The organism is Spongiactinospora rosea (assembly GCF_003315795.1).
GTDB lineage: Bacteria > Actinomycetota > Actinomycetes > Streptosporangiales > Streptosporangiaceae > Spongiactinospora > Spongiactinospora rosea.
Genome location: NZ_QMEY01000035.1, coordinates 1 through 26,072, shown reverse-complemented (window position 1 = coordinate 26,072; position 26,072 = coordinate 1). Strand labels below are relative to the sequence as shown.

The 26,072-nt window shown below is 69.6% G+C and carries 27 protein-coding genes; 13 read left to right on the top strand and 14 right to left on the bottom strand.

The annotated features are described in order from the left end of the window. Nucleotides 1–3: 3 nt before the first annotated feature. The 3 genes from DP939_RS41365 to DP939_RS41355 form a co-directional block, all read right to left on the bottom strand. Nucleotides 4–762, bottom strand: a complete 759-nt coding sequence (locus DP939_RS41365) for a class I SAM-dependent methyltransferase (protein WP_113986316.1) — start codon at nucleotides 760–762, stop codon at nucleotides 4–6. Continuing rightward, nucleotides 759–2,108 carry an MFS transporter gene (locus DP939_RS41360; protein WP_113986315.1) on the bottom strand — a complete coding sequence of 450 codons (1,350 nt, stop codon included), beginning with the start codon at nucleotides 2,106–2,108 and terminating at the stop codon, nucleotides 759–761. The genes DP939_RS41365 and DP939_RS41360 overlap by 4 nt, the downstream gene beginning before the upstream one ends. A 73-nt stretch (nucleotides 2,109–2,181) precedes the next feature. Then, nucleotides 2,182–3,069 carry a hypothetical protein gene (locus DP939_RS41355; RefSeq protein WP_113986314.1) on the bottom strand — a complete coding sequence of 296 codons (888 nt, stop codon included), beginning with the start codon at nucleotides 3,067–3,069 and terminating at the stop codon, nucleotides 2,182–2,184. A gap of 235 nt (nucleotides 3,070–3,304) precedes the next feature. On the opposite strand from DP939_RS41355, the gene serA reads away from it, so the two are divergent. Further along, nucleotides 3,305–4,894 (top strand): phosphoglycerate dehydrogenase, encoded by a 1,590-nt coding sequence (serA, locus tag DP939_RS41350; protein ID WP_113986313.1) that lies wholly within the window; start codon nucleotides 3,305–3,307, stop codon nucleotides 4,892–4,894. 29 nt (nucleotides 4,895–4,923) lie between these two features. On the opposite strand, the gene DP939_RS41345 is transcribed toward serA, so the two are convergent. Next, on the bottom strand, nucleotides 4,924–5,817 hold the full coding sequence (locus DP939_RS41345; RefSeq protein ID WP_158578961.1) for a hypothetical protein: 894 nt from the start codon (nucleotides 5,815–5,817) through the stop codon (nucleotides 4,924–4,926). 130 nt (nucleotides 5,818–5,947) lie between these two features. On the opposite strand from DP939_RS41345, the gene DP939_RS41340 reads away from it, so the two are divergent. The 6 genes from DP939_RS41340 to DP939_RS41315 all read left to right on the top strand — a co-directional run bounded on the left by DP939_RS41340 (nucleotide 5,948) and on the right by DP939_RS41315 (nucleotide 11,000). Continuing rightward, nucleotides 5,948–6,874, top strand: a complete 927-nt coding sequence (locus DP939_RS41340) for an ABC transporter ATP-binding protein (RefSeq protein ID WP_113986311.1) — start codon at nucleotides 5,948–5,950, stop codon at nucleotides 6,872–6,874. Between the two features lie 2 nt (nucleotides 6,875–6,876). Then, the gene (locus DP939_RS41335) at nucleotides 6,877–7,605 is read left to right on the top strand and encodes an ABC transporter permease (RefSeq protein ID WP_113986310.1); all 729 of its coding nucleotides are present in this window, start codon (nucleotides 6,877–6,879) and stop codon (nucleotides 7,603–7,605) included. Nucleotides 7,606–8,061: 456 nt separating this feature from the next. Further along, nucleotides 8,062–9,192, top strand: coding sequence for a sensor histidine kinase (locus DP939_RS41330; RefSeq protein ID WP_158578960.1), 1,131 nt, complete (start codon nucleotides 8,062–8,064; stop codon nucleotides 9,190–9,192). Continuing rightward, nucleotides 9,189–9,788, top strand: coding sequence for a response regulator transcription factor (locus DP939_RS41325; protein WP_113986308.1), 600 nt, complete (start codon nucleotides 9,189–9,191; stop codon nucleotides 9,786–9,788). Before DP939_RS41330 ends, DP939_RS41325 begins: the two co-directional genes overlap by 4 nt. 536 nt (nucleotides 9,789–10,324) lie before the next feature. Then, complete coding sequence (locus DP939_RS41320) at nucleotides 10,325–10,552, top strand: DUF397 domain-containing protein (protein WP_113986307.1); 228 nt, start codon at nucleotides 10,325–10,327, stop codon at nucleotides 10,550–10,552. Between the two features lie 88 nt (nucleotides 10,553–10,640). After that, nucleotides 10,641–11,000: an antibiotic biosynthesis monooxygenase family protein gene (locus DP939_RS41315; RefSeq protein WP_113986306.1), complete on the top strand. Its 360-nt coding sequence runs from the start codon at nucleotides 10,641–10,643 to the stop codon at nucleotides 10,998–11,000. Between the two features lie 16 nt (nucleotides 11,001–11,016). Here DP939_RS41315 and DP939_RS41310 read toward each other — a convergent pair whose 3' ends face one another. Then, on the bottom strand, nucleotides 11,017–12,123 hold the full coding sequence (locus tag DP939_RS41310) for a Uma2 family endonuclease (RefSeq protein WP_113986305.1): 1,107 nt from the start codon (nucleotides 12,121–12,123) through the stop codon (nucleotides 11,017–11,019). A 213-nt stretch (nucleotides 12,124–12,336) separates the two neighbouring features. On the opposite strand from DP939_RS41310, the gene DP939_RS41305 reads away from it, so the two are divergent. After that, the gene (locus DP939_RS41305) at nucleotides 12,337–14,025 is read left to right on the top strand and encodes a heparinase II/III family protein (protein ID WP_225878843.1); all 1,689 of its coding nucleotides are present in this window, start codon (nucleotides 12,337–12,339) and stop codon (nucleotides 14,023–14,025) included. A gap of 26 nt (nucleotides 14,026–14,051) precedes the next feature. Here the strand turns inward: DP939_RS41305 and cimA are convergent, their stop codons facing one another. Beyond that, a complete protein-coding gene (cimA, locus tag DP939_RS41300; protein WP_113986303.1) occupies nucleotides 14,052–15,629 on the bottom strand; it encodes a citramalate synthase in 1,578 nt (525 codons plus the stop codon). A 271-nt stretch (nucleotides 15,630–15,900) separates the two neighbouring features. On the opposite strand from cimA, the gene DP939_RS41295 reads away from it, so the two are divergent. Then, complete coding sequence (locus tag DP939_RS41295) at nucleotides 15,901–16,554, top strand: O-methyltransferase (protein WP_113986302.1); 654 nt, start codon at nucleotides 15,901–15,903, stop codon at nucleotides 16,552–16,554. Nucleotides 16,555–16,605: 51 nt separating this feature from the next. On the opposite strand, the gene DP939_RS41290 is transcribed toward DP939_RS41295, so the two are convergent. From DP939_RS41290 to DP939_RS41255, 8 genes are all read right to left on the bottom strand, one after another. Further along, the gene (locus DP939_RS41290) at nucleotides 16,606–17,703 is read right to left on the bottom strand and encodes a branched-chain amino acid aminotransferase (protein ID WP_113986301.1); all 1,098 of its coding nucleotides are present in this window, start codon (nucleotides 17,701–17,703) and stop codon (nucleotides 16,606–16,608) included. A gap of 305 nt (nucleotides 17,704–18,008) precedes the next feature. Further along, on the bottom strand, nucleotides 18,009–19,049 hold the full coding sequence (locus DP939_RS41285; RefSeq protein ID WP_113986357.1) for a 3-isopropylmalate dehydrogenase: 1,041 nt from the start codon (nucleotides 19,047–19,049) through the stop codon (nucleotides 18,009–18,011). An 87-nt stretch (nucleotides 19,050–19,136) separates the two neighbouring features. After that, complete coding sequence (locus DP939_RS41280) at nucleotides 19,137–19,715, bottom strand: alkaline shock response membrane anchor protein AmaP (protein WP_113986300.1); 579 nt, start codon at nucleotides 19,713–19,715, stop codon at nucleotides 19,137–19,139. After that, nucleotides 19,705–20,334: a DUF6286 domain-containing protein gene (locus tag DP939_RS41275; protein ID WP_113986299.1), complete on the bottom strand. Its 630-nt coding sequence runs from the start codon at nucleotides 20,332–20,334 to the stop codon at nucleotides 19,705–19,707. The genes DP939_RS41280 and DP939_RS41275 overlap by 11 nt, the downstream gene beginning before the upstream one ends. Then, nucleotides 20,331–20,705: an Asp23/Gls24 family envelope stress response protein gene (locus tag DP939_RS41270; RefSeq protein WP_113986356.1), complete on the bottom strand. Its 375-nt coding sequence runs from the start codon at nucleotides 20,703–20,705 to the stop codon at nucleotides 20,331–20,333. Before DP939_RS41270 ends, DP939_RS41275 begins: the two co-directional genes overlap by 4 nt. Nucleotides 20,706–20,713: 8 nt before the next feature. Beyond that, entirely contained in the window at nucleotides 20,714–20,902 is a 189-nt protein-coding gene (locus tag DP939_RS41265; protein WP_113986298.1) for a hypothetical protein, read from the bottom strand. Nucleotides 20,903–20,942: 40 nt separating this feature from the next. Next, a complete protein-coding gene (locus tag DP939_RS48345; RefSeq protein ID WP_225878842.1) occupies nucleotides 20,943–21,347 on the bottom strand; it encodes an Asp23/Gls24 family envelope stress response protein in 405 nt (134 codons plus the stop codon). After that, nucleotides 21,344–21,841 carry an Asp23/Gls24 family envelope stress response protein gene (locus tag DP939_RS41255; protein ID WP_113986354.1) on the bottom strand — a complete coding sequence of 166 codons (498 nt, stop codon included), beginning with the start codon at nucleotides 21,839–21,841 and terminating at the stop codon, nucleotides 21,344–21,346. Before DP939_RS41255 ends, DP939_RS48345 begins: the two co-directional genes overlap by 4 nt. A gap of 293 nt (nucleotides 21,842–22,134) precedes the next feature. Here DP939_RS41255 and DP939_RS41250 point away from each other — a divergent pair, with 293 nt between their 5' ends. The 4 genes from DP939_RS41250 to DP939_RS41235 form a co-directional block, all read left to right on the top strand. Then, nucleotides 22,135–22,911 carry a fumarylacetoacetate hydrolase family protein gene (locus DP939_RS41250; RefSeq protein ID WP_113986297.1) on the top strand — a complete coding sequence of 259 codons (777 nt, stop codon included), beginning with the start codon at nucleotides 22,135–22,137 and terminating at the stop codon, nucleotides 22,909–22,911. A gap of 28 nt (nucleotides 22,912–22,939) precedes the next feature. Next, entirely contained in the window at nucleotides 22,940–24,271 is a 1,332-nt protein-coding gene (gene gltX, locus DP939_RS41245) for a glutamate--tRNA ligase (RefSeq protein ID WP_263972381.1), read from the top strand. A gap of 784 nt (nucleotides 24,272–25,055) precedes the next feature. Continuing rightward, the gene (locus DP939_RS41240) at nucleotides 25,056–25,532 is read left to right on the top strand and encodes an SRPBCC family protein (protein WP_113986295.1); all 477 of its coding nucleotides are present in this window, start codon (nucleotides 25,056–25,058) and stop codon (nucleotides 25,530–25,532) included. A 343-nt stretch (nucleotides 25,533–25,875) separates the two neighbouring features. Next, a partial coding sequence (locus DP939_RS41235; protein ID WP_147268273.1) for a transposase occupies nucleotides 25,876–26,072 on the top strand: 197 nt, incomplete at its 3' end.

The following is a 26,072-nucleotide window of genomic DNA, read 5'->3' as shown; positions in this document are numbered from 1 at the left end:
GGATCAGGCGGCGGGCCTGGTCAGGCGGATCTTGGACTGCTTGTGCGGAAGCTTCTCCCAGTCGTCCATGAACCGCCCGGCCAGGCCGTGCCGGGCGGCCAGGTCGAGCAGCGTCTCGGTGCGGTAGTAGAAGTCCTCGCGGAGCACCTGGTGCTCCCTGCCCTCGGTGCGGTCGAAGGTGAAGTCGAACCACGCCCCCGGCCGCATGACCCGGCCGACGTGCGCGAAGCACTCCTCGATCACCGGCAGCGGGGAGTGGGAGAACACGCTGTGCGCGTGCACGACGTCGAAGGTCTCGTCGGGCAGGAATTCCAGGCGCAGGTCCCTGACCGGGGTGAGGTGCGGGAGCTTGGCCCGCAGGTCGTACTCCGCCAGCACCTGCTGCGCCGACATCAGGATGTCGGGGGAGATGTCGATGCCGTAGTAGTTGCCGGCGTGGAGGTGGTCGATGAACAGCCGTCCCGCGCGCAGGTTGCCGCAGCCGATCTCCAGCATCCGCATGTCCGGGCGCAGGCCGTGTTCCACCAGGTAGTCGAACTGCATGCGGCCGAGCGCGATCCAGCGCTGGTGCGACTTGCTGCCGACCGCGCCCTCCGGGTCGCGGGCGGTGTCGGACCTCATCACGGCCCGGTAGTAGCTCACGTGGTCGCGGGTGCGCAGCCGCAGCCAGGTGTCCCTGGTGAGGCGGCGCAGGTGGGGCGCGATCTTGTGGGGATTGCGCCAGGCGTACCGGAGCTGGTGAATCGGGTTGTTGCGGTTCATGACACCCTGTCCGCGGTCAGCCGATAGTTGAAGGTCATCAGGACGGCCATCAGAATGATCACCGCCGGGACCAGGCACTGCCCGATCATGATGGCGGCCTCCGCCCCCGCCGGCTGGGTCACCCGCCGGCTCGGATCGGAGGAGATGAATCCGCCCACCGTGAGCACCGCCGCGAAGATCATCGTGCCGAACGCCGACACTCCGCTCTCGATGGCCGTCCACAGCCCGGTGAACATCCCCGCCCGCCGCCTGCCGGTCGTCGCCGCGTCGGCGGCGACCACGTCGGCCAGCATGGAGAACTGCATGAGCTGGACCCCGCCCAGCCCCACGCCCGCCACCAACAGGGTCAGATGGGTGTAGACCGTGCCGAACACCGGCGTCGCCATGGCCGCGGCGGTGCCCCCGCCGAGCAGCAGCCCCGCGAGGATCATCGCGCCGCGCTTGTCCAGACGCCTGGCCAGCCAGACCCACATCGGCATGGTAAGCAGAAGCGGTATGACCAGGGCGGCGAACAGCGTGCTGGTGGCTTTGGGATCGTCCATGATGTAGGTGGCGAAATAGGGTGCGCCGGCCAGCATCACGCTGCCCGACAGCGTCTGGCTGGAGGCGATGGCGAGCAGCCACCAGAACGGGCCGTTGCCCCTGGCCGCCGAGAGCTGGGCGAACAGCGAGCCCTGCTGGGGGGCGGCGCGGATGACGGCGGGGGCGCGAGCCGTACCGAAGAACGCGCCCAGCATGGCGGCCAGCATGACCAGCGCCACGAACACGGCCATCAGCCGGTAGCTCTCCGGGGTGCCGCCGGGCCGTTCGGCGTTGACGATCGCCGGGGCGGCGATGCCGCTGATCGCGGTGGCCACGCCGACGAAGACCATGCGCCACTGCAACAGCGAGGTCCGCTCGTGGTAGTCGCCGGTCATCTCCGCCGACATGGTCTTGTAGGGCACCTCGAACACCGAGTAGGCCGTCGCGGACAGCAGGAAGCACACGCCGACGTAGATCGCGGCGGGCGCACCGGTGATCGGCGGCCCGGCGAAGGTGAGCGTGAAGGCCACCGGCAGCGTCAGCGCGCCCGCCAGCAGCCATGGACGCCGCGGGCCGAGCCGCGACCTGGTGCGGTCCGACCAGCGGCCGATCAGCGGGTTGGCGACCAGGTCCCAGGCCTTGGGCGCGGTGACGACGATCCCGGCCAGCCAGGCGGGCACGGCCATGATGTTGGTCATGTAGTAGAGCAGCAGCAGGCCGGGCACGGCGCCCCAGGTCCCCGTGCAGAAGGAACCCACGCCGTAGCCCAGCCGGACCCCCTGCGTGACCGTCCGGGTCACCGAACCCGACGCCGTTGCGTTCACGGCGCCATTAGAGCCGAACGTCACGCCGGGTGGCGAGCCGCCACCCCAGCGTGACGAAAACCGCTGCGCTTCGTCAGTCGGCCACGTCGGCGCAGACCACGTGGGCACCGATCTCGATCATCCGGCGTTCGCTGCGCGCGTCGGCCACCCGGGCCATCAGGATCGGCGCCTCGCTGGCGGCGAGTTGCGGCAGCCGGGCGCGTACGCCGCGGTGCAGATCCCGCACGACGTCCTCGGCGGCCATCATGTGCACCTTGACGTGCAGCATGATGCCGGGTGCGCCGGAGGCCGTACGCGCCTCGGAGATCCACACGTGGTGGACCAGCGGATAGTCCGCGAGGATCTGCGCGATGGCCTTGCGCAGGCCGGGCAGGATCGGGTGGGCGCAGCGGCGGTACCCCGGATCGACCTGCTGCATCGGCCCGGACAGATGCGGGCGCGGCGCCGGGATCCACGACTGGGCGGGCGCCGGTGTGGAGAACGCCGACACCGGGACGGCGGCCGCGGGCGCCGTCGTGGGCGCGCTGTGCACGGTGGCGGCCTGGCCGACCGTGGCCATCGCCCCCGTCGCGTACGCGTTCGGAGCGAGGTGCGACATCGCGGGGGTCGGTCCCGTGCGGGTCACCTGCAGGAATCGCTGCAGATCCTCGATCGGGACCGCCGCGGCCGCCGGGCCCGCGGCGTCGATCACGACCTCCCGGACGCCGGTCACCCGCTGGATGTCCAGGATGGTGTCCGCGTCACACGGCGACAGGGAGTGGCTGCCGCGGTGACGCGCGTAGGTGTGCGGGCTGGTGTAGCCGAGCAGCACGCGATCGCCCGCCTGGGTCGTGCCGAGCACGACGGAGCGGTCGGGGCGGACGGCCACCAGGATTCCTCCATCGGCGAGCGCCGACAGGAGCCGGTGAGGACTGCCGTGCTGGGCGAGCACTTCGCCGAGAGCGGGGTTCCCGATGCTCATATGACGAACGATAGGTAGTGAACCACGGCTTATCAGGGTAATCGTGAAGATTCTTTGCGAGCAATACCAAGATGGCGGCAGAACGGGTGGATTCGCCCAACCGTGGGTACACGGGCCGTAAGCCCGGCGTGAACGCCCCGCCTGGGGCGTCTCGGATGCCGGGACACTCGTGAACGCATTCACAAGCGGTCGATAGACTGCATGGCGACCCATGCCGACCAGTAAGGACCGTCCCGTGAACAAGCCCGTTGTCCTGGTGGCCGAGGAGCTCTCCCCGGCCGGCATCGCCGTACTCGGTGCCGACTTCGAGGTCCGTCAGACCGACGGAGCCGACCGCTCCCAGCTTCTCCCCGCGCTCGCCGAGGCCGACGCCCTCATCGTGCGCAGCGCCACCCAGGTCGATGCCGAGGCGCTGTCCCACGCGCCCAGGCTCCGCGTCGTGGCGCGGGCGGGGGTCGGGCTGGACAACGTCGACGTCGAGGCCGCCACCAAGGCCGGCGTCATGGTCGTGAACGCGCCCACCTCCAACATCACCAGCGCCGCCGAGCACACCGTGGCGCTCATCCTGGCCAGCGCGCGCAACGTCGCCCAGGGCCACAGCGCGCTCAAGGGCGGCGAGTGGAAGCGGTCCAAGTACACCGGCGTCGAGCTGGACGAGAAGGTCGTCGGCATCCTCGGGCTCGGCCGGATCGGGCAGCTCGTCGCCCAGCGCCTGCAGCCGTTCGGCGTCGAGCTGATCGCCTACGACCCCTTCCTGCAGCCCGCGCGGGCCGCGCAGATCGGCGTCCGCATGGTGTCGCTGGAGGAGCTGCTGGCCGAGTCCGACTTCATCACGGTCCACCTGCCCAAGTCCAAGGAGACGGTCGGGCTGATCGGCGACCGTGAGCTGCACGCCGTCAAGCCCTCGGTGCGCATCGTCAACGTCGCCCGCGGCGGCATCGTCGACGAGGCTGCGCTCTACGCGGCGCTCAAGGAGGGCCGGGTCGCCGGGGCGGGCATCGACGTGTTCGCCAAGGAGCCCTGCACCGACAGCCCGCTGTTCGAGCTGGACAACGTGGTCGTCACCCCGCACCTCGGCGCCTCCACCCACGAGGCCCAGGAGAAGGCCGGCACCCAGGTCGCGCGCAGCGTCAAGCTGGCGCTGTCCGGCGAGTTCGTGCCGGACGCCGTCAACGTCCAGGGCGGCGCGGTCGCCGAGGACGTCAAGCCGGGCCTCCCCCTGGCCGAGACGCTCGGCCGCGTCTTCACCGCGCTGGCCAGGGAGACCGCCACCAAGCTGGACATCGAGGTGCGCGGCGAGATCGCCGCCCACGACGTGCGGGTGCTGGAGCTGGCCGCGCTCAAGGGCGTGTTCACCGACGTGGTCGAGGACTCCGTCACCTACGTCAACGCCCCGCTGCTGGCCCAGGACCGCGGCGTCGCCGTCGAGCTGGTCACCAGCCAGGACAGCCCCGACTGGCGCAACGTCGTCACCGTGCGCGGCGTCCTCGCCGACGGCCGCAACGTCTCGGTGTCGGGCACGCTGGCCGGCACCCGGCAGGTCACCAAGATCGTCGAGGTCAACGGCTTCGCGGTGGAGATCGAGCCCACCGACCACCTGGCCTTCTTCGGCTACCACGACCGGCCGGGCATCGTCGGCATCGTCGGGCGCATCCTCGGCGACCACTCCATCAACATCGCGTCCATGCAGGTCGCGAGAGACGAGAAGGGCGGGCGCGCGCTCATCGCCCTGACCGTGGACACCACCATCCCGGACGACCTCCTCCCGGCCATCATGGCGGAGATCGGCGCGGACTCCGGCCGCACGGTCGACCTCGCCGACTGACCACCCGCCTGTTCACCCCGGCGGGGGGTTCACCTCGCCGGGGCCATGCGGATGATCTGCTCGCCCAGTTCGGGGGCGATGCCGGTCTGCAGCGTGCCGCTGTCGATGGGCGGCGCGCATCCGGGCGTGAACGTGACGTCCACCGGCGGCCCGTCCCGGTAGCCGAACACGAGCCGGAAGTCCACCGCGTCGTCCGGTCCGCCGCTACAGCCGTGCTCGCTCTCCCGGGCGCGCGGAGCGTTCAGCGCCTCGGCGAGCGCGGCGGCCTCCCGCGCGCCGTACCGCAGGCGGGTCGCCGTTTCCACAGGTGAGGTCCGACGGCACACGGTGACGGAGACCGGCTCGCCGGGGACCATCGTGTCCTCCTGGCCCCGCCGGCCGGTGGTGCCCTGGCAGGCGTCGGTCTGCCGGACGGGACGCCAGGTCCCGGTGCGGTAGGCGGCGGTGATGTACGCGCCGATGTACGAACCGGATGCGACGGTGCCGTTGGTGGTGATCGCGCAGGAGTTGACCTCCTCCGCGCTACCCAGCCACAATGCCGAGCCGTCGGGGTAGGCGAACCGGACCAGATAGTTGGTCATCGGACCGGCCATCGCCGTGCAGACCCCCCGCCCGGTGCCGATCGGCGTCCAGGCGATGTCCCGCGCCATCGCCCGCACCCCGGCGGTCAGCGTACGCGTACCGGCCAGCCGTTCACCGCCGGGCTTGTCGTTGACCCCCGGATAGGCACAGATCATCGCCTTCACCGGCACCCCGGGCACCAGCGCCTCCCCGGCGCCCTCCACCCGCCCCGCGACGGGCACCCAGCCGCCCGTCCCCGTGCCACCCCACCGCTGCGGACAAGCCGCCGCCACGACCGGCGCCTCCCTCACCCCTGGCTCAGGCCCGCCCATCACGAACACCGCGACCACGGCCACGGCCACCCAAAGACCTCTCACACCGCTCAGAACGTCCCCACCCCACGATCAGTTCACCCGATCCGTGACATTCGTCATGGCCGGATCGTGACAGGCGGCCGAGGCCCGCAGGCCGTACGAGCGGGAGAGTCGGGTCATGAGCGATCCGGTGGCCGCGGGAGCGGCCGTACGCCTGAAAGGGCTGCACAAGACGTTCGGTGACGTGCATGCCGTGCGCGGGGTGGATCTGACGGTCGCCCCCGGCGAGGTCCTCGCGCTGCTCGGGCCGAACGCGGCGGGCAAGACCACCACCATGGACATGCTGCTCGGTCTCACCACCCCCGACCAGGGAGAGATCACCCTGTTCGGGCGCACCCCGCGCAGGGCCACGGCGGAAGGGCTGGTCGGGGCGATGCTCCAGTCGGGCGGCCTGCTCGACGAGCTGACCGCCAGGGAGATCGTCCAGGTGATGGCGGCGCAGTACCCGCGCTCGCTGAAGGTCGACGACGCCCTCGGCCGGGCCGGCGTCGATACGTACGCCAGGGCCAGGTACGGCGGGCTCTCCGGCGGCCAGAAACAGCGGGTGCGGTTCGCGGCGGCCCTCGTCTGCGACCCCGACCTGCTGGTGCTCGACGAGCCGACCGTGGCGATGGACGTCGGCGCGCGCGCCGGTTTCTGGGCGGCGATGCGCGAGTACACCACCGGCGGGCGGACGGTGGTCTTCGCGACGCACTACCTCGCCGAGGCGCAGGACTTCGCCGACCGCGTCGTGTTGATGCGCCGGGGCCGCGTGATCGCGGACGGTTCGGTCGCGGAGATCTGCGCCAAGGTGGACGGGCGGACCATCGGCGCGGTCGTTCCCGGCACCCCTGCCGACGAGCTGCGCGCGCTGCCTGGCGTCGCCTCCGCCGTACTGCGCGGCGACCGCGCCGAACTGCACTGCGCCGACTCCGACACCGCCCTGCGCGCCCTCCTGGCCCGCGCGCCCGCGGCCCATGACATCTCGGTCACCGCGATGTCGCTGGAGGACGCCTTCATCGCGCTCACCGCGGACGAGCCGGTGAACACCGAAGAGGGGGTCTGACGATGACGATGCTGGTATGGGCGGAACTGCGGGCACTGGCGAGGAACGTCACCTTCCTGCTGGTCACCATCGGCCTGCCGGTGGTGTTCTTCCTGGTCATGTCCGAGGTGTTCGGCGACATGGACATCAGGGGCATCGACATGTCCCGGTACATGATGCTCAGCATGGCGGCCTTCGGGGCCATGTCGGTGTCGATCGCGGTCGGGACGAGGGTCGGCCGGGAACGGCTGGCCGGCTGGAACCGGCAGCTCCGCCTGACCCCGCTGCCCGGGTGGTCGTACGTAGTGTCCAAGGTGATCGTCGCACTGGCCCTGGTACTGCCGACGACCCTGCTGATCTTCCTGGCCGGCCTCGCCCTCAAGGGCGTGTCACTGACCGCCGGCCAATGGCTGGGCGCCACCCTCGCGGTCTGGCTGGGCGCACTCCCGTTCGGCGTGATCGGACTGGCCATCGGCCTCTCCGTCCGCCCCGACTCGGCGGACGGACTGGGCGTCGCCGTCTACCTGCCGCTGGCCATGCTGGGCGGCCTGTGGGTGCCGGTGGAGATCCTCCCGGGTTTCATGGCGACGTTCGCAAAGGTCCTGCCCAGCTACTGGCTGGCCGAGAACGCGCGCCAGCATCTCATCTCCGGCTCACCGGGCCTTGCCGGTCCCTTGGTGGTCCTCACCTGGTTCCTCGCCCTTGCGGCCGTCGTCGCCACTCTCTACCGCCGCGACACATCTCGTCTCTGACGGCCACACCGCAGTGGGTACCGGTGGGGTCTTGCCGGGTTTCATGGCGACGTTCGCAAAGGTCCTGCCCAGCTTCTGGCTGGCCGAGAACGCGCGCCAGCATCTCATCTCCGGCTCGCCGGGCCTTGCCGGTCTTCATATGGTTGCTCGTCGTCGCCACCCTCTATCGCCGCGACAGATCCCGTCTCTGACGGCCACACCGCAGTGGTTGCCGGTGGGGTCTTGCCGGGTTTCATGGCGATGTTCGGGAAGGTATTGCCCAGCTTCTGGCTGGCTGAGAACGCGCGCCAGTATCTCATCTCCGGCTCGCCGGGTCTTGCCGGTCCCTTGGTGGTCCTCATCTGGTTTCTCGCCCTTGCGGCCGTCGTCGCCACCCTCTATCGCCGCGACACATCCCGCCTCCGCGGGGCTCAGCACGCTGGCGTCACGGCCTTCTCAGGCCGGGAGGTGGCGGTTATGGTGACCGTGATGCCCGCCGACGGCCCGGCTTCGCGTTTCGAACCCCCCGCTCATCTCGCCTGGTCACGCCGCTTTCTCGAAGCCACCAGCGTGCAGCGGACGACCTGGGGCTGGTACGGCGTGGCCGTGGTCTTCTCGGCTCCGCTCGACCATGCGCTCGTCACCACCGTCACCTCGGCCGCCGCGCCCGCCTGGAAGGTCACCAAGGCCGGCCTGCTGCTCGCGTACCTGGCCCTCTACATCCTGGGAGCCCCGGCGGCGGCCCGCAGGTCCACGAAGTGGCGCGCCGTGTTCTGTTGCGCCATCACCGGGGTCGGCCTGATGCTCGTCCTCGGCCACGACCTTGCGGCCTGGAACCTCGCCCATCTCGTCGCCGCGCTCTCCCTGGCCCTGTGGTGGCCGGTGGCGCTCGTCGTGACCGGCGCGACGTTGCTCGTCGCCGGTCTCACCCAGGGCGGGTGGGGCCTGCTCTTTCTGATGGTGATCGTGCTCACGGTGGCCCCGCTGCGGCACGCCTGGCAGGAGTACCTCCTGCTGGAGCAGGCCCAGGCGCGGATCGCGGAGGCCCGGGTCCACGAGGATCGCGAACGGCTCGCCAGAGACCTGCACGACGTCATCGGCTCCACGCTGACCACGCTCACCGTGAAGGCCGGACTGGCCCGCCGGTTGCTTGAGGACGGCGCCGCCGGGCGGGCCGTGCAGGAGGTGCGCGACATCGAACGGCTCGGCCGCCAGGCGTTGGCCGACGTCCGCGCGACCGTGGCCGCCAACCACCGGCCGTCGCTGCCGGACGCGCTGGCCGACGCGGAGGCGGCGCTGTCCGCCGCAGGCATCCGTCCGGACGTGCGATCCTGCCCGCCCGACGTGCCGGAGCGCGTCCAGGTGGTGTTCGCCTACGTGCTGCGCGAGGGTGTCACCAATGTGATCAAGCACAGCCGGGCCGGTCGTTGTGCGATCCGGGTGACCGCGAGCACGATGGAGATCGCGGACGACGGCATCGGGGGTGCGCGGGGACTCGGGCACGGCCTGCGCGGCCTTACCGAACGGCTGTGCGCGGTGGGCGGCACGCTGACGGCCGGGCCCGGCGCGGAGGGCGGCCACCTGCTGCGAGCCGAGTTCCCGTCGTGATCAAGGTGCTGATCGCCGACGACCAGGCGCTGATCAGGGGCGCGCTGGCGGCCCTGCTCGGGATCGAACGCGACATCGACGTGGTGGCCCAGGTCGGGCGGGGCGAGGACGTACCGGGGGAGGTCCGCCGTACCGAGGCCGACGTGGTCCTGCTGGACATCCAGATGCCCGGCCAGGACGGCCTGGCGACGGCCGCCCTGCTCAAGGACATGGGGTGCCGGGTCGTCATGCTCACCACCTTCGGCCGCTCGGGCTACGTGTCCCGCGCGATGGCGGCGGGGGCCAGCGGGTTCGTCGTCAAGGACATCTCGCCCGAGCAACTGGTCGACACCGTCCGCAAGGTGCACGCCGGACTGCGGGTGGTCGATCCGCAACTCGCGGCCGAGTCACTGGCCACCGGCCCCAGTCCGCTGACCCGACGGGAGCACCAGGTGCTGCGAGCGGCCGCAGCCGGTGGCACGGTCGCCGACCTCGCCCGTGACCTCCACCTTTCCGAGGGGACGGTACGTAACCACCTGTCCGCGGCGATCGGCAAGACCGGCGCCCGTACGCGGGCGGAGGCCATCAGGATCGCCGTGGACCGCGGCTGGCTCTGAACGGTGTCGTTGTCTCACATGGTGAGATAATCGGACGGCCAGCGAGACGCACCCCGGAACGCGGGGTAGTCTTATGTGGTAATGCGCCAGGTATTCGTGATTCTTACCTGCCGCGGCGGGGCCTGACCAGGGCAGGCCGGCGACCCGCTGCGGTGCGTGCGCTTGCCGGCCGGTGATCCGCCTGAGGATCTGTGACCCGGATCCCGTTGACGGGTCGATCAAGAGTTCGTGTGTGCCCGAACTGCTTTCCCGCCCGACATTCCGCGTGCGCGTGGTCGCGTGCGCGTTCGCCCACGAGATCGAGAGAAGATCATGTACGAGATGTATCCCTGGAACCCCTCCGACGAAGAGCGTGACGAGGCCGCGGACGCCGTTCAGTTCGCGCTGGACCGCCGCGACAACGGCGGTTCGCCGACGCGCTGACATCCAGCGGCCATTCCCTGCGGACCCCCGGACACGAGGGGCGCGGTGTGGCACGATGCGTGGGGTACGTTTCGCCCCTCGTGAACCGCCGCATCGATCGAGGAAACCAGAACATGGACTCACGCGCTCGCCAGTGGAAGAAGAGCTCGCGCAGCGACGGACACTGCGTTGAGGTCACGGCCGTCGACTCGTCGGACTCCAGCCACAACAAGGCCGCCGAGGGAGAGCAGCTCTTCCTGCTCCGCGACTCCAAGAACCCGGACGGCCCCGTGCTGACCTTCACTCCCGCCGAGTGGGAGGCGTTCGTGGCCGGCGTCAAGGACGGCGAATTCGACATCTGACCGGCGCGCCGCCCGTCGGCCGGTGACACGGACCGGCGGGCGGGGGCTCTAAAGTGATCCGTGACCGTACGGAGCGGAGGAGGGCCCCATGGCATCGGTGGTCAAGATCAATGTCCTGACCGTCCCGCCGGACATGCGCGAAGAGCTGGAGCGCCGTTTCGCCGGCCGCGCGGGCATGGTCGAATCCCAGGACGGCTTCGAGTGGTTCGAGCTGCTGCGTCCGCTCGACGGCACCGACCGCTACCTCGTCTACACCCGCTGGCGCAGCGAAGAGGACTTCCAGCGCTGGCAGAACAGCCAGGCCTTCCAGCGCGGCCACGCCCAAGCCGCAGGCGAACGCCCCTCCGGCCCCCCGCAGGGAGCAGGCCACGGCCACGGCCAGGGCCCCGCCGCCACCGGCTCCGAAATCTGGTCCTTCGAGGTCATCGAAACCGCCGCCCCGAAGTAACCCCTGCCCCCCCTCATCACAGCCCTTTGAAGGGTGTGGTGTCGAGGGTGAGGTGCCATGGCTCGGGTAGTTCGAGCGGTTCGCCGAACGCGGCCTCGCTTTCGGTGGCGTAGCCCTTTTCGCCGGGGTCGCTGAGCAGGCGTACGCGTTGTTCGTAGGTGTCGATCACCAGGTAGAGCGGTACTTTCCCGCGTGCGCAGGTGGCGGGTTTGAGCTGGTGGTCGTCGTGTGAGCTGCTCGGCGACACCACCTCCACCACCAGCAACGTGTCCTCGGCGTATACGTGATCCTCGCCCCACATGCGGTGCTCTGGGGGAGCGACGACGAGGTCGGGGATGTATCGGTCGTCCTGCGGGCCGAAAAACAGCTTGGGGCCGGTCCAGGCCAGCCACCCCCGCTCGCCGATGAGCGCGAACAACTGCCTGAGCAGCAGCCACACGACAGTGCTGTGCTTCACGGTCGGCATGTCGGTCACCACGATCCGGTCATCGTGGAGCTCGACACGCATCTCCGGAAGCAGCTCACAGACCATGACGTAGCGCTCGTACTCGGCCGGGGGGCCGGGGCCGGTGCCCTCGCCACAGTCCTTGAAGGGTGTGGTGTCGAGGGTGAGGTGCCATGGCCCGGGTAGTTCGAGCGGTTCGCCGAACGCGGCCTCGCTTTCGGTGGCGTAGCCCTTTTCGCCGGGGTCGCTGAGCAGGCGTACGCGTTGTTCGTAGGTGTCGATCACCAGGTAGAGCGGTACTTTCCCGCGTGCGCAGGTGGCGGGTTTGAGCTGGTGGTCGTCGTGTGAGCTGCTCGGCGACACCACCTCCACCACCAGCAACGCGTCCTCGGCGTACACGTGGTCATCCCCCCACATCCGGCGATCCGGCCTGACGACCACCAGATCGGGAATGAACCGCGCCTCCTGCGGCCCGAAGAACAACTTGATCGCGGGCCAGATCCGCCACCCCTTCGCGGCCGCCACACCGACGAGCTGCATCAGCAGTGCGGACAAGGCGTCATTGTGCGCCCCGGTCGTTGGCATGTCGGTCACCACGATCCGGTCATCGTGAAGCTCGGCGCGCATGTCCGGAAGCAGCTCGCAGAGCTTGCCATAGCGGTCGTGGATGTAGGCCATCACCCCTCCAAGAGTGTGTTCACATCGTGTTTATATAGCTACTTAGTGTAGCGGCAAGCGAGACTGATCGCACGCCAGTTCGAGAGGATTCCAAAAGGCCGCTGCGAGCCTGATAACGATGTGGCTCATGCGCCCAGCGTGACTTGACCCGGGCTTCGCGGGTCGGAAAGCATGATCCGCCCCCTTTTGTCCCGGTCCTGGAAGGAAACTGGCGTGCGTCGCCGATCGAGTGCTGCCCTCGTGTTGTCCGCCGTCATGCTGCTGGCCGGTGGCGGGGTGGTGAGCGGGGCCGAGGCCGTGGCCGTGAAGCGGACGGTGGAGTGTCAGGGGGACTGGCTGCCCGCCACGCCGACGTCGGAGGAGGTCATGGCCGGGGAGCTGTCGTTCCTCGGGCTGCCCGCCGTCAAGGTGGGCAAGAACGTGAACTGGCGATGGAGCCCCTACAAGAACCGCTCATGGGACATGGTCTTCCACTCCCTGCGCTGGATGGGCAGGCTCGTCGCCGACTACGAGCTCAACGGCAAGGAGAGCTACCTGCGCCGGGCCCGGGAGATCGCCAAGGACTGGGTGGACGACAACCCGCGCGGCGGCCGGAACACCAGCCCCTACGCCTGGCAGGAGCACCCCATCGCGCTCCGCGCGCCCGCGCTGGTGTGCCTGAGCAAGCACGTCGGCGATGACTGGCTGAAGAAGAGCCTGGCCGAGCACGGCCGCATGCTGGCCGACCCCAGGCTCTACGAGAAGGGCCACAACCACGGCATCGACCAGGACATCGCGCTGCTCGGCGTCGGCTGCCGGTACGGCCGGGACGAGTGGTCCAAGCTGGCGATCCGGCGGCTCACCGAGACCGTGATCCTCGACGTCGACTCCCAGGGCGCGCTGCGCGAGCAGGCGCCGCGTTACGCGATCTACGTGCACCAGCGGCTCAAGGTCGCCATCGACAACATCAAGGCGTGCGACCGCGCCGTGCCCGCCCAGATCACCAAGCGCTGGAACTCCCTGGAGACCTTCATCGCGCACGCCACGCAGCCCAACGGCAACATGGTCCCGATCGGCGACGGCGGAGCCGACGTACGGCCCGCGGGCTACGACGCCCCCACGCAGAAGGTGAAGGTCTTCGGCAGCTCCGGGTACGTCTTCGGCCGCTCCTCCTGGAAGGATGAGAAGGACTCGGCGTTCTACTCGATCCGCTTCGGCCCCGGCCTGAAGTACCACGGCCACGAGGACCACCTGGGCGTCACCTACTTCGCGCAAGGCCGTGACGTGCTGGTGGACGTGGGCTTCCACTCCTACGAGAACACCCCGTACCGCCGCTGGACCATGTCACCGCAGGCGCACAATGTGCCGGTCGTGGCCGGTGCCGCGTTCCGTGGCGGCACCCCCTCCAAGCTGGTGAAGTCGTCCACCGGCGGGAGCCGGCAGAGCTACCGGCTGACCGACCGGGCGTACGGCGTGGCGCGTACGCGCTCGGTGCTGGTCAACCACGGCGATGACCTGATGGCCGTGCTCGACACCGCGGCCGGCAAGTCCAAGATCAGCAACATCTGGCACTTCGACCTCGGCCTGACCGCGGCCGCGCCCGGCGGCGGCCGGGTCGTGCTGCGGGACAAGGACTGGAAGGCCACGCTCGTGCAGGTCGCGCTGCCATCCTGCCGCCCGGTGAGCGGGCTGAAGGTGGTCAGGGGCGCGAACAACCCGATCCAGGGATGGGTCTCGCCCTCCTACCTGAAGAAGACCCCCGCGCCCGCCGTGCTCTCGCCCGCCTCGGCCGACCCGCTGCTGACCGTCGTGGTGCCCGGTGTGGGCGACCCGAAGGTGCGGTGCTCGGGCGGCAAGGTCACGGTGGAGACGGCCGGCGGCGCGGTGTCCTTCACGGCCACGCCCGCCGGCACGCTCTCCTGAGAGCCCCGCAGCGCGCCTGACCCGCGCTAGTCGCCCTCGTGCCCGGCCCGGAGCAGGCCGTACGTCACCGCCTGCTCCAGGGCCTGCCAGGACGCCTCGATGATGTTCTCGTCGACGCCGACCGTGGACCACTCTCCGGTGTCGTCGCTGGAGGTGATCAGCACGCGGGTTATCGCCTGGGTGCCGTGGGTGCCTTCGAGTATGCGCACCTTGAAGTCGGTCAGCTCCAGCCGGGCCAGCTCGGGGTAGAGGCGTTCGAGCGCCTGCCGTACGGCCTTGTCCAGGGCGTTGACCGGGCCGTTGCCCTCGCCGGTGGCCACGATGCGCTCGCCCTTGGCGTGCAGCTTGACGGTGGCCTCGCTGACCACGTCGCCGCCCGCGGGGCGCTCCACGATGACCCGCCAGGACTCGACGGAGAAGTGCCTGCGGCGGTCGCCGCCGACCGTGTCGCGGAGCAAAAGCTCGAAGGAGGCGTCGGCGGCCTCGAACGTGTAACCCTGGGACTCCAGGTCTTTGACGCGCTCGACCAGCTCCCGGGAGTCCTGCGGGCTGAGGGTGTACCCCAGCTCACGGCCCTTCAGCTCGACGGACGCGCGCCCGGCCATGTCGGAGACCAGCATCCGCATGTCGTTGCCGACCTCGGCCGGGTCGATGTGCTGGTAGAGGTTGGGGTCGACCTTGATGGCGCTGGCGTGCAGGCCGGCCTTGTGGGCGAAGGCCGACACGCCGACGTAGGGCTGGTGGGAGTTGGGCGTGACGTTGGTGACCTCGGTGATCGCGTGCGCGATGCGGGTCATGTCGGCCAGCGCCTCGCGCGGTACGAGGTCGAAGCCCCGCTTGAGCTGGAGGTTGGCCACGACCGTGAACAGGTTGGCGTTGCCCGACCGCTCGCCGTACCCGTTGGCGCAGCCCTGGACGTGCGTGACGCCCGCGCGTACCGCGGCCAGCGTGTTGGCCACCGCGCACCCGGTGTCGTCGTGGCAGTGGATGCCTAGCCGCGCCTGCGTGCCCGCCGCGGCGAGGACCACGTCGGCCAGCTCGTCGGGCAGCATGCCGCCGTTGGTGTCGCACAGCGCGATCACGTCGGCCCCGGCCTCGGCCGCCGTGCGGATGACTTCGAGCGCGTAGGCTGGATTGGACTTGTACCCGTCGAAGAAGTGCTCGGCGTCGAGGAAGACACGCTGACCCTCCGCACGAAGGTGAGAAACCGTATCGCGGATCATCGCGAGGTTCTCCGTGAGAGTCGTGCGAAGGGCCAGCTCCACGTGCCGGTCGTGACTCTTGGCGACAAGGGTCACGACCGGCGCGCCGGATTCGCGCAAGGCGGCCACCAGTGGGTCGTCGGCGGCCTTCACTCCGGCCCGGCGGGTCGCGCCGAACGCGGCGAGTTGCGCGTGCTTCAGGTCGAGCTCTGTTCGAGCGCGCCGGAAGAATTCGGTGTCCTTGGGGTTGGCGCCCGGCCATCCCCCCTCGATGAAGCCGACGCCCAGGCCGTCCAGGTGGCGCGCGACGGTGAGCTTGTCGGCCACCGTGAGGTTCAGGCCCTCCTGCTGGGCCCCGTCGCGCAGCGTTGTGTCATAGACGTGGAAGCGGTCGTCGGCCATCGGTTCGTCTCCTTGACGGTCTTTTCGCGGGTCGATCTTCGATCGCCATGTGCACGCTCCGGCAAACAAAAAGACCCCTCACGGACGTGAGAGGTCTGCGCGCCGGCGTGGTCCTGTTACGTGCCGGCGCGCCTGCCGATAATGAGCAGACCGTTCTTCATGGTGCCTAGCAGTCTGCCACATCCTCCGGCATCTGGCACATTGATCTCAGAGTCCGAGACACGGAGCGGTACGCGTGCGGGCGCACCCCCTCCCGTGCAGAATGAGCGCCATGAAGGCCACCTACCTGGATTCCGCCGTGGGCCAGTACGTCCTGGCCCACACGACACCCCCCGATGACCTGCTGGAACGCCTCGCCGTGGAGACCCGCGCGATCACCGGCGGCCACGCGGGGATGCAGATCTCCCCGGAGCAGGGGCGGTTCATGACCATGATCGCCCAGATGTCCGGGGCGGCGAACATCGTCGAGGTCGGCACGTTCACCGGCTACTCGTCGATCTGCCTGGCCCGCGGCATGGCCCCCGGGGGCAGGATGACCTGTTTCGACGTGAGCGAGGAATGGACCTCGATCGCCCGGCGCTACTGGGCGGAGGCGGGCGTGGCCGACCGGATCGAGCTGGTACTGGGCCCGGCCGCAGAGACCCTGACGCGCTTTCCCGCCGATCCGCCCATCGACCTGGCCTTCATCGACGCGGACAAGCCCGGCTACCCGGTCTACTACGAGCTGGTGATGGCCAGGCTGGCCCCGGGCGGGGTGATCCTCGTCGACAACACCCTGCGCGACGGGAACGTGGCCGATCCGACGAACGACGCCGCGAGCACGGTGGTGATGCGCGCGTTCAACGACCTCGTGCGCGGCGACGCGCGGGTGACCAGCGTGTTGCTGCCGATCGCCGACGGCCTGACGCTGATCAGGAAGAACTGACGGCCACGGCCGGGATCTCGGGCGAGTCCCGGCCGCAGGCGTGCCCTGACGTCAGCAGATCTTGTGGACCCAGTCGTGGGTGTCGGGGCGTGCGCCGTACTGGACGCCGACCAGCTCGTCGCGGAGCTTGAGCGTCACCGGGCCGGGGGTGCCGTCGCCGATCGTCCAGCCGCGGTCGGCGCCCTTGACGGTGCCGACCGGGGTGATCACGGCGGCAGTGCCGCAGGCGAAGGCCTCGGTCAGTTCGCCCGACTCGCACCCGGCCTGCCACTCCTCGATGGAGAGGCGGCCCTCGGCGACCTCCAGCCCCAGGTCGCCCGCCATGGTGATGATCGAGTCACGGGTGATCCCGGGCAGGAGCGTGCCGGTGAGGGCGGGGGTGAGCAGTTTGTTGCCGAAGACGAAGAACAGGTTCATTCCGCCCATCTCCTCGACGTAGCGGTGTTCCACCGCGTCGAGCCAGACGACCTGGTCGCAGCCGTTCTCGACGGCCTGCCGCTGGGCCACGAAGGCCGCCGCGTAGTTGCCGCCGCACTTGGCGAAACCGGTGCCGCCGGGGGCGGCGCGGGTGTACTCGGTGGACAGCCAGACCGACACGGGCTTGACGCCGCCGGAGAAGTAGGAGGCGGCCGGCGAGGCGATCACCATGTACTTGTAGGCGCGCGACGGGTAGTTGACGCCGAGCGCCGCCTGCGTGGCGATCATGAACGGGCGCAGGTAGAGGCTGTGCCCCTCGGTGGTGGGCACCCACTCCCGGTCGGTCTGCACGAGCAGTTCCAAGGACTCCACGAAGGTCTCCTCGGGCAGCTCGGGCATGGCCATGCGCAGCGCCGAGGCGTTGAAGCGGGCGGCGTTCGCGAACGGGCGGAAGGTGGCGATGCTGCCGTTGGCCTGCCGGTACGCCTTCAGGCCCTCGAACAGCTCCTGCGCGTAGTGGAAGACGGACGTTGCCGGGTCGAGGGTGAGCGGGCCGTACGGCAGCAGCCGCGCGTCGTGCCAGCCCACGCCCTCGGTGTAGTCGACCGAGATCATGTGGTCGGTGAAGTGCTGGCCGAACCCAGGGTTCGCCAGTACCTGCTCACGCTCGGCTACGGTGCGAGCATGGTCCGTGAGCTGCACGTCAAAGCTGAGCTTCTGAGCGGTGGTCATGGCGAGGTCCTTCTCTTGGATGGTCTGCCCTGACTCCATTGTGCGACGGAGGCAGGCCGTAACGGAAAGCTACTGCATAATCTGGACATTCGGCAGAGCCTGGGAGTCCAGGTTTGGGTGACCCGGCTCCCGCTGCGCCGTCTCCCGCGTGTGACGGTACATTTCACGTTCTTCGTGTGGTGTGTCACACCTTACGAAGCTCACAGCCTGTCACCTTCGGTGGTCCCGAAGACCTTCGGCCGACATGCGAACGCGCATGGCACCCCTCCCGGGTCGCCATGCGCGTGAGTGTGAGCGGCCCGGGGCTACCCGGCTACTCGTGCGGTGATGTCGTCGCCGATCCGGCTCGTACTGCGCACCGCGTCGCCGCGCTCGGCCAGGTCGTCGGCCACCGCGCGCTCGATCGCGCCCGCCGCGTCGGTGAAGCCCAGGTGGTCGAGCAGCATGCCGACCGACAGGATCGTGGCGGTCGGGTCGGCCTTGCCCTGGCCCGCGATGTCGGGCGCGCTGCCGTGGACCGGCTCGAACATGCTCGGCGCGGTGCGGTCGGGGTTGACGTTGCCGCTGGCCGCGAGGCCGATGCCGCCCGCGATGGCGGCGCCGATGTCGGTCAGGATGTCGCCGAACAGGTTGTCGGTGACGATCACGTCGAACCGCTCCGGCTGGCTGACGAAGAACATCGAGGCCGCGTCGACGTGGCAGTAGTCGGTGGTGACCTCAGGGTATTCGGCGGCGAGCCGGTCGAACGTGCGCGCCCACAGGTCGCCCGCGTAGGTCAGCACGTTGGTCTTGTGGACCAGCGTGAGCTTCTTGCGGTCGCGCCCGCGGGCCTTGTCGAAGGCGTACCGGATCACCCGCTCCACGCCGTGGGCCGTGTTGAACGACTCCTGGGTGGCGATCTCGTGCGGCGTGCCGCGCCGCATCGCGCCGCCCGCCCCCGTGTAGGGGCCCTCGGTGCCCTCGCGCACGACGACCATGTCGATGTCGCCGGGGCCGGACGCGGCCAGCGGAGTGGTGACGCCCGGGAAGAGCTTGACCGGGCGCAGGTTGACGTAGTGGTCGAGGTCGAAGCGCAGGCGCAGCAGCAGCTCGCGCTCCAGCACGCCGGGCGGCACGCTGGGGTCGCCCACCGCGCCCAGCAGGATCGCGTCGTAGTCGCGCAGCTCGGCCAGCACCGCGTCGGGCAGCGTCTCACCGGTGGCGTGGTACCGCCGCGCGCCGAGATCGTAGGTGGTGGTCTCCACCTTCGGGCCGACCGTCTGGAGCACCTTCAGACCTTCGTCGACGACCTCGGTGCCGATGCCGTCTCCGGGAATGACCGCCAGGCGGATGCTGCGAGAATCCATGCGCATACCATACCGGTTCCGTCTCGCTGCGCGAGCACGCCATCTCAGCTTGTGGACATTTCTTCGGTTGCCAGATGTTTTGCCCGGTTAGTGGATGTTTCGTGATGGCTTGGAGGGCTCTTCCAGCTTGAGCCGGACGACGGCGGGCAGCTTCTCCACCTCAAGCGCGTCGCGCATCCGCGGGATCGCCTTGCCGCCGAGGTGCCGCCGTACCTCCTCGATCGGCGAACGCTCGTCCGCCACGACCGCCAGCCGTACCCCGGGCTTCTTCCGCGTGCCGGTCAGGTCGGCCTTCGCACGCAGTATCGCAGGATGGTCGGACACATCCGACTCCAGCGCCTTGGACACGCCGTCGGCCTCGACGTCCGTCTTGCCCGTCGGTCCCTGCGCCAGCCGCAGCCCGGACAGTACGTCCTTGCGGGCCTGCGCGAACAGCCAGCGCAGCCCGAGCAGCGCGAGCACCACCGAGACCACCGCGAGCACCCACCACAGCCACGGGTTGGCCGCGAAGAAGCCGGTCACCCCCGGGCCGATCACCGGCTGGTCCCGCGCCGCCGCGCCGAACAGCCCGAGCCCTCTGGCCAGTGCGTACAGCCCGGGAAGGAGCAGCGCCAGGCCGCACAGCATCAGCCCCAGCCGGTTGCCCCTGGCCGTCTTACGTTCCATGGCGGCGGCCCTTTCCGTCGCGTACCGTCACCTTGACGTCCGGCGTGGACACGGGAGCCAGCGTGCGGATCTTCGCCGCGGCGGCCTGGCGTACCGCCTCGGTCAGCCGCGGCGCGGCCGTCAGCAGCGACGTCGTCGCCGTCACACGGACCCTTCCCCGGCGCAGCCGGGCCTTGGCCTCCCTGACCCCGTCCACGTCCTCGACCGCGTGCCGTACCGCGTTGGTGAAGCTGCGGCGCTGCATGCCCATGATCAGGTCGCGGTCGCCGCTGCGCAGCGGCACGAAACGCGGCCGTCCGGGGATCAGCGCGGCCAGCAGCAGGATGATCCCGAGCAGGGCCGCGACGGCGGCCCCTGTCAGCATCGCGGGTTCGTTCCAGTGCGCGCTCGTCGCCCACCGCCACAGCGGCTCGTACGGCACGACGCGCGCCGCGCCGCCGAACAGCGCCGAGATGATCTCGATCGCGGCGATGATCCCCAGCGCCATCAGCACCACCGAGGCGATCACCGCAGGCCACCTGCGCCACGGCCGGAACGCGTGCGCGGCGGCGTGATCGGCCCGCCTGCCGCCCTTGCGCGGCGGGGCGTCGGCCTGCGGGTACGTACCGGCCGTGCTCATCGCGACTCCCTGCGGCCCGTCTCACCGGCGCGCTGGGCCGGCACCATCGCGGTCACGTCGATGTCCACATGGCCGATGGCGAGCCCCGTCAACTGGTGGACCCTGGCCGCCACATGGCGGCGTATCCGTTCGGTGAGGGTACGCAGCGGGGCCGGGTAGGCCACGGTCACGTCCAGGGCGAGCGTGGCCAGGCCGCCGTCCACGTTGGCGCTCGTCCGCTCGCTCCACGGCACCGCGCCGCGCCGCCGTACCTCGAGCACACCGTCCACTTCACGGGCCGCGCGGGCGGCGACGCGTGAGACCACCTGGTCCGGGATGATCGTCCGGCCGCGCTGCCCCGGCGGCGCCGCCGTTGCCCTGGTGTCGGTCATCGCCTGGGTCACCGCCGCCTCGCGGCGAGCCGCGAGAGATCGACCTGGCCGCCCTCCAGCAGGTGGCCGACCAGCAGGCCGACCGCCCCGAGAACGAGGACCAGCAGGAACGCCCCCAGGCCACCGAACGCTCCGGCGAACCCGAGTGCCAGACCTACGATGAGGCCGATCATCGGCCACAGTGGGAAGGTTTCCATTCCTGCCTCCTTGAGGCTTCGGTGTGGTGTTGAGCGTGTTTCAGGTGCTCACTTGTAGATCGTCGATCCTCACGTTCACCGGCCTGCCGCCCGCCGCCTGCCCGACGGCCTCCCGTATCCGGTCGGCGATCTCGGGCAGCGGCGTGCCGTACCTGGCGGTGACCGCGATGTCCAGCCCGTCGTCCCGTAGCGCGATCCCACGGACCCGGCCGCCGGGCAGGTACGTCGCGATCGTCCCGAACGGCCCGCCGGACAGTTCCGCCACGTCCGCGCACCCCTCGACCCGGCGCGCGATGTCCCGAACCAACTCGTCCTCGGTGCCGGTGCTCGCGCCGCGTTCCCCTTCCCGGGGCGCGGACTCACCGCGCTCACCGGTCTGGACGGGCTCGGTGGGCTCGGCCGGCGGCCCGGGGGGCGTCCCCTCCGCGGGGTACCCGCCGTTCACCGGACCCGCGACTCTTCCTGCTGTTGCTGCTGGGCCCTCTTCTGCTGGTCGCCGCCCTGCTTGTCGTCATCGGGCAGGTGCACGTCGTCCACCTTGATGTTCACCTCGGTGACCTCAAGGCCGCACATGCGCTCCACCGCGGTGATCACGTTCGTGCGTACGGCGGACGCCATGTCCGGGATCGCGACCCCGTAGTCCGCGACGAGGTTCACGTCCACGGCGGCCTGCCGTTCGCCCACCTCGACCGAGACGCCCTGTGTCGTGGGCCGGTCACCGCCGCCGACCATGCCGCGCACGGCGTTCAGCGCGCGCCCGGCGGTGCCGCCCATCTCGTGAACCCCGGACACGTCGCGCGCCGCCATCGCGGCGATCTTGGCGACGACGCCGTCGGCGATCGTCGTGTTCCCCTTGCCCGACTGCAACGGCCCGGCCGCGCCGGACTCTTCGGTGCGGGCGCGGGGTACCGCTGCTTCCCTGTGCGTGGTCTCGGACACGTCGGTTCCCCCCGGCTCCTCGTACTTCCTCGTGGCCACCTCAGTGACCCCCCGAGTGCCCTCCAAGTGCGCTCAGGGCATCCCAAAAAACGCGATATATCCTCCTATTGCCGCAGGTCAGCGGCACAATCCGTACTTGATGCCCTTTTTCCCGGTAGTTTCCATGTCATTTCCCTTCGCGTACGGCCTCCTGGTCATCCGCTGGAAAGCCCCGGAGGTCCGCTGGCGGAAACCACTCGGCGGCCTCAGTAGGCTCGTGCCGTACGGCATCCGACTGTCAGGGGCGGCCACCAGTGCGCATAGCGAGGTTCACCACCGGCGAAGGTGTGACATTCGGCGTGGTCGAAGGCGGGCCCGGCGAAGAGTTCGTCGCGGCCGTGCACGGCCATCCGTTCGGCACGGTGCAGTTCACCGGTGAACGCCGGCCCCTCTCCGAGGTGCGTCTGGTCGCGCCGATGCTGCCCAGCAAGGTCATCGCGATCGGCAAGAACTACGCCGACCACGCCCGCGAGATGGGCGCCGAACCGCCGGCCGAGCCGGTGGTCTTCAGCAAGCCGTCCACCTCCGTGATCGGCCCCGGCGAGGCGATCGTCTACCCCGAGAAGCTCTCCGAACGGGTCGACTTCGAGGGCGAGCTGGCCGTGGTGATCGGCCGGCTGTGCCGCGACGTGCCCGTCGAGCGGACCGCCGAGGTGATCTTCGGCTACACCTGCGCCAACGACGTGACCGCCCGCGACCTGCAGAAGAAGGACGGTCAATGGACACGGGCGAAGGGCTTCGACACCTTCTGCCCGCTCGGCCCCTGGATCCAGACGGATCTCGACCCGGCCGACCTCGCGATCACCACGACCGTCAACGGCGAGATCCGGCAGAGCGCCCGGACCTCCCAGCTCCTGCACGACATCCCCGCGCTGATCGCCTACGTGAGCGCGGTGATGACGCTCATCCCCGGCGATGTGATCCTCACCGGCACACCGGCGGGCGTCGGCCCGCTCAGCGTGGGTGACGAGGTCGGCGTCGGCATCGAAGGAATCGGCACTCTCAGCAACCGGGTGGTCTCCCGTGATTAGGGTTCGTTTCGCCCCCTCGCCCACCGGCATGTTCCATGTCGGCGGCGCGCGTTCCGCGCTGTTCAACTGGGCGCTCGCCGAACAGTACGGCGGGCAGTTCGTGCTGCGCATCGAGGACACCGACGCCGCGCGCAACCGGCCGGAGTGGACCGAGGGCATCATCTCCGCGCTCGCCTGGATCGGCATCCACGGCGAGAACCCGGTCTTCGAGGGCCCCTACTTCCAGTCGGCCTACGAGCCGCAGCACCGCGAGGCGGTGGCCAAGCTGCTCGCCGACGGCAAGGCCTACCACTGCGACTGCACCAGGGAGCAGCTTGAGGCCCGTACCGGCTCGGAGCACCGCGGCTACGACGGCCACTGCCGCGACCGCGGACTGACCTCGGGCGCCGTCCGCTTCCGCACGCCCGACGAAGGCGTGACGGTCGTGGACGACGTGATCCGCGGGCGGCTGGAGTTCCCCAACGACGCCCAGGAGGACTTCGTCATCGCCCGCACCAACGGCTCTCCGCTGTACGTGCTGGCCAACGCCGTCGATGACATCACCCAGTCGATCACCCACGTGATCCGCGGCGAGGAGCACCTGCCCAACGCCGCCCGCCAGCAGCTGCTCTGGCCCGCCCTCGGCGCGACGCCACCGGTGTGGGCGCACCTGCCGGTGATCGTCAACGAGCAGCGCAAGAAGCTCTCCAAGCGCCGCGACAAGGTCGCCCTGGAGTCCTACCGCGACGAGGGCTACCTCGCCGAGGCGATGGTCAACTACCTGATGCTGCTCGGCTGGGGGCCGGGCGGCGACCGCGAGATCATGCCGTGGTCGGAGATGATGCCGCTCTTCAAGCTGGAAGACGTCAACTCCGCCTCCGCCTTCTTCGACGAGAAGAAACTGCGGGCGTTCAACGGCGAGTACATCAGGGCGCTGCCGCTCGCGGAGTTCATCGCCCGCTGCGACCCCTTCCTCGACCCGTCCTGGGACCGCCAGGTCTTCGCCGAGATCGCGCCGCTGGTCCAGACCCGCATCTCCGTGCTGTCCGAGGTGGTGCCCAACGTCGACTTCCTGTTCCTCCCGGAGCCGGTGTTCGACCAGGCCAGCTGGGACAAGGCCATGAAGAACTCCCCCCGCGAGATCCTCTCCGGCTACCTCGCCCGCCTGGAGACCGTCTCCTTCGACCCCGAGTCCCTGAAGACGGCTCTGGAGGAGGTCGGCCAGGAACACGGCCTCAAACTCAGCAAGGCCCAGGCCCCGATCCGCGTCGCCCTCACCGGCCGCACCATCGGCCTCCCCCTCTTCGAATCCATCCAAGCCCTAGGCCCCACCCGCACCCAATCCCGCCTCCACACCGCCCTGACCCGCCTCGCCCCCTAGCCCAACATGGGCGCAAGGTGTTGCTGGGCCCATACCTCGGCCCAATCCCCAGCTCCATCTCAGATGGGCCCAGACCATGGCCCTGTTACCGCCCCTTTCTCAGGGCGATAACAGCCGGAGCCTGCGGCTCGGTTCCGCCCACGGGTTGAATCCGGGGTCCATTCCGCAGGCTTGGCCATTGTCCGGGGTTTGGCTTCCGCCCGGACCTTCGGCCGTCCCCCTCCGGTGCCGGCAATCGCCTGGGCCCACGGCTCGGTCTGCCCACGGATGGGCTCTCGGGTTCATTCCGGAGTGCCCGGCCTTTGGTTTCCGTCTGACCCCTCGGTCACCCCTTTTCCAGGGGCCGGAACAGCTGGAGCCGATCGCGCCCTGCGGAGCGGTCGAACCTCCCCGCAGCCTGGCGTGGCCGACCTGCGCGATGTCCGATTTGAACGCTCCCATTCACACCACTTGGCGGGGCGCCACCCTGGAGTCTGCGGCTCGGTTCTGCCCAGGCGATGGGCTCCGGGCATTCCGCAGGCTTGGCCGTTGTCCGAGCCTTGGCTTTCGGCCGTCCCTTCCGCAAGGGCCGGCAATAGCTGAAGCCTGCGGCTTGGCCGTGCCCGCGGGCCGGCCCTCGGGTTCATTCCGGAGGGCCCGGCCCTTGGTTTCCGTCTGGACCGCTCGTTCGCCCCTTTCCAGGGCCGGTAACAGGTGTCCGCGTACGGGTCCATGTGCAGAGTCAGGTACGGGTAAACGTGCAGAGGTGAGCGGCGTGTCCGCTGCCGTGAGCTAAGATCCGCGCATGTCCCGTTTTGAGGTGGCCACCCCGGTTCTCGCGCCGCCAGCGGTCGTCTTCGATGCGTCCTTATCGGTCGAGTTGCACACCTCTTCTATGCGCGGCTCGCGCGAGCAAGCAGTCGCCGGGGTCACTTCCGGACAACTTGCCCTGGGCGATCAAGTCACGTGGCGGGCCCGCCACTTCGGCTTCACCTGGCACCTGACCTCGACGATCAGCGCCTACATCCGGCCCTCGTACTTCGTCGACGAACAAGTAAGCGGCCCATTTCGGTATTGGCGCCACGCGCACACCTTCGAATCGACACACGACGGCGACACCGGCATCGAGGTGACCCTCATGAAAGACATCGTCGACTTCGCCGCCCCCGCTGGCCCATTGGGCGCCGTCGCAGAGGCTCTTGTCCTGCGGCGTTACATGACCAAGCTAATCCTGCTGCGTACCGCACACATCAGGGAGATGACGGAAACCGCCATGCGGTGACACCTCCTTGCCATCGGCGGGATCAGCGGTGGCCGCGCAAGTACGGGCTGTTCGATCAGCGCAAGCAGCAAAGGGCTCCACGGTGGCCTGGCCAGGCGGAATCACCGTCACGAGTAGCTCTGCACAAGAAGCAGTACGCCGACACCTTTCCCCGGGGCTGATAATCACCTGGGCCTGTGGTTCGGTCCTGTCCATGGGCTGAGCCCCCGGTCCATTCCGGCGGGCTCAGGTCGTGGTTTCCGTCTGTGCCCTCGACCGCCGCTTCCCGGGGATTCAGCGATAGCTCGGGGTTGGATCACCCCGGGTTGGTTGGAGGCTCCTGAACCTGGAAGGGTGAGGAGCTATGGCACCACCGAGGAAGTACAGCTCTGAACTGCGTGAACGTGCGGTTCGGATGGTCTTTGAGCTTCGTGAGCAGACGGGCGAGCGGACAGGCGCGATCGCCCGGGTCGCAGACAAGCTCGGGGTGCATCGGGAGGCGTTGCGGACGTGGATCCGGCAGGCCGAGGTCGATGACGGGCAGCGTCCGGGCCGGACGAC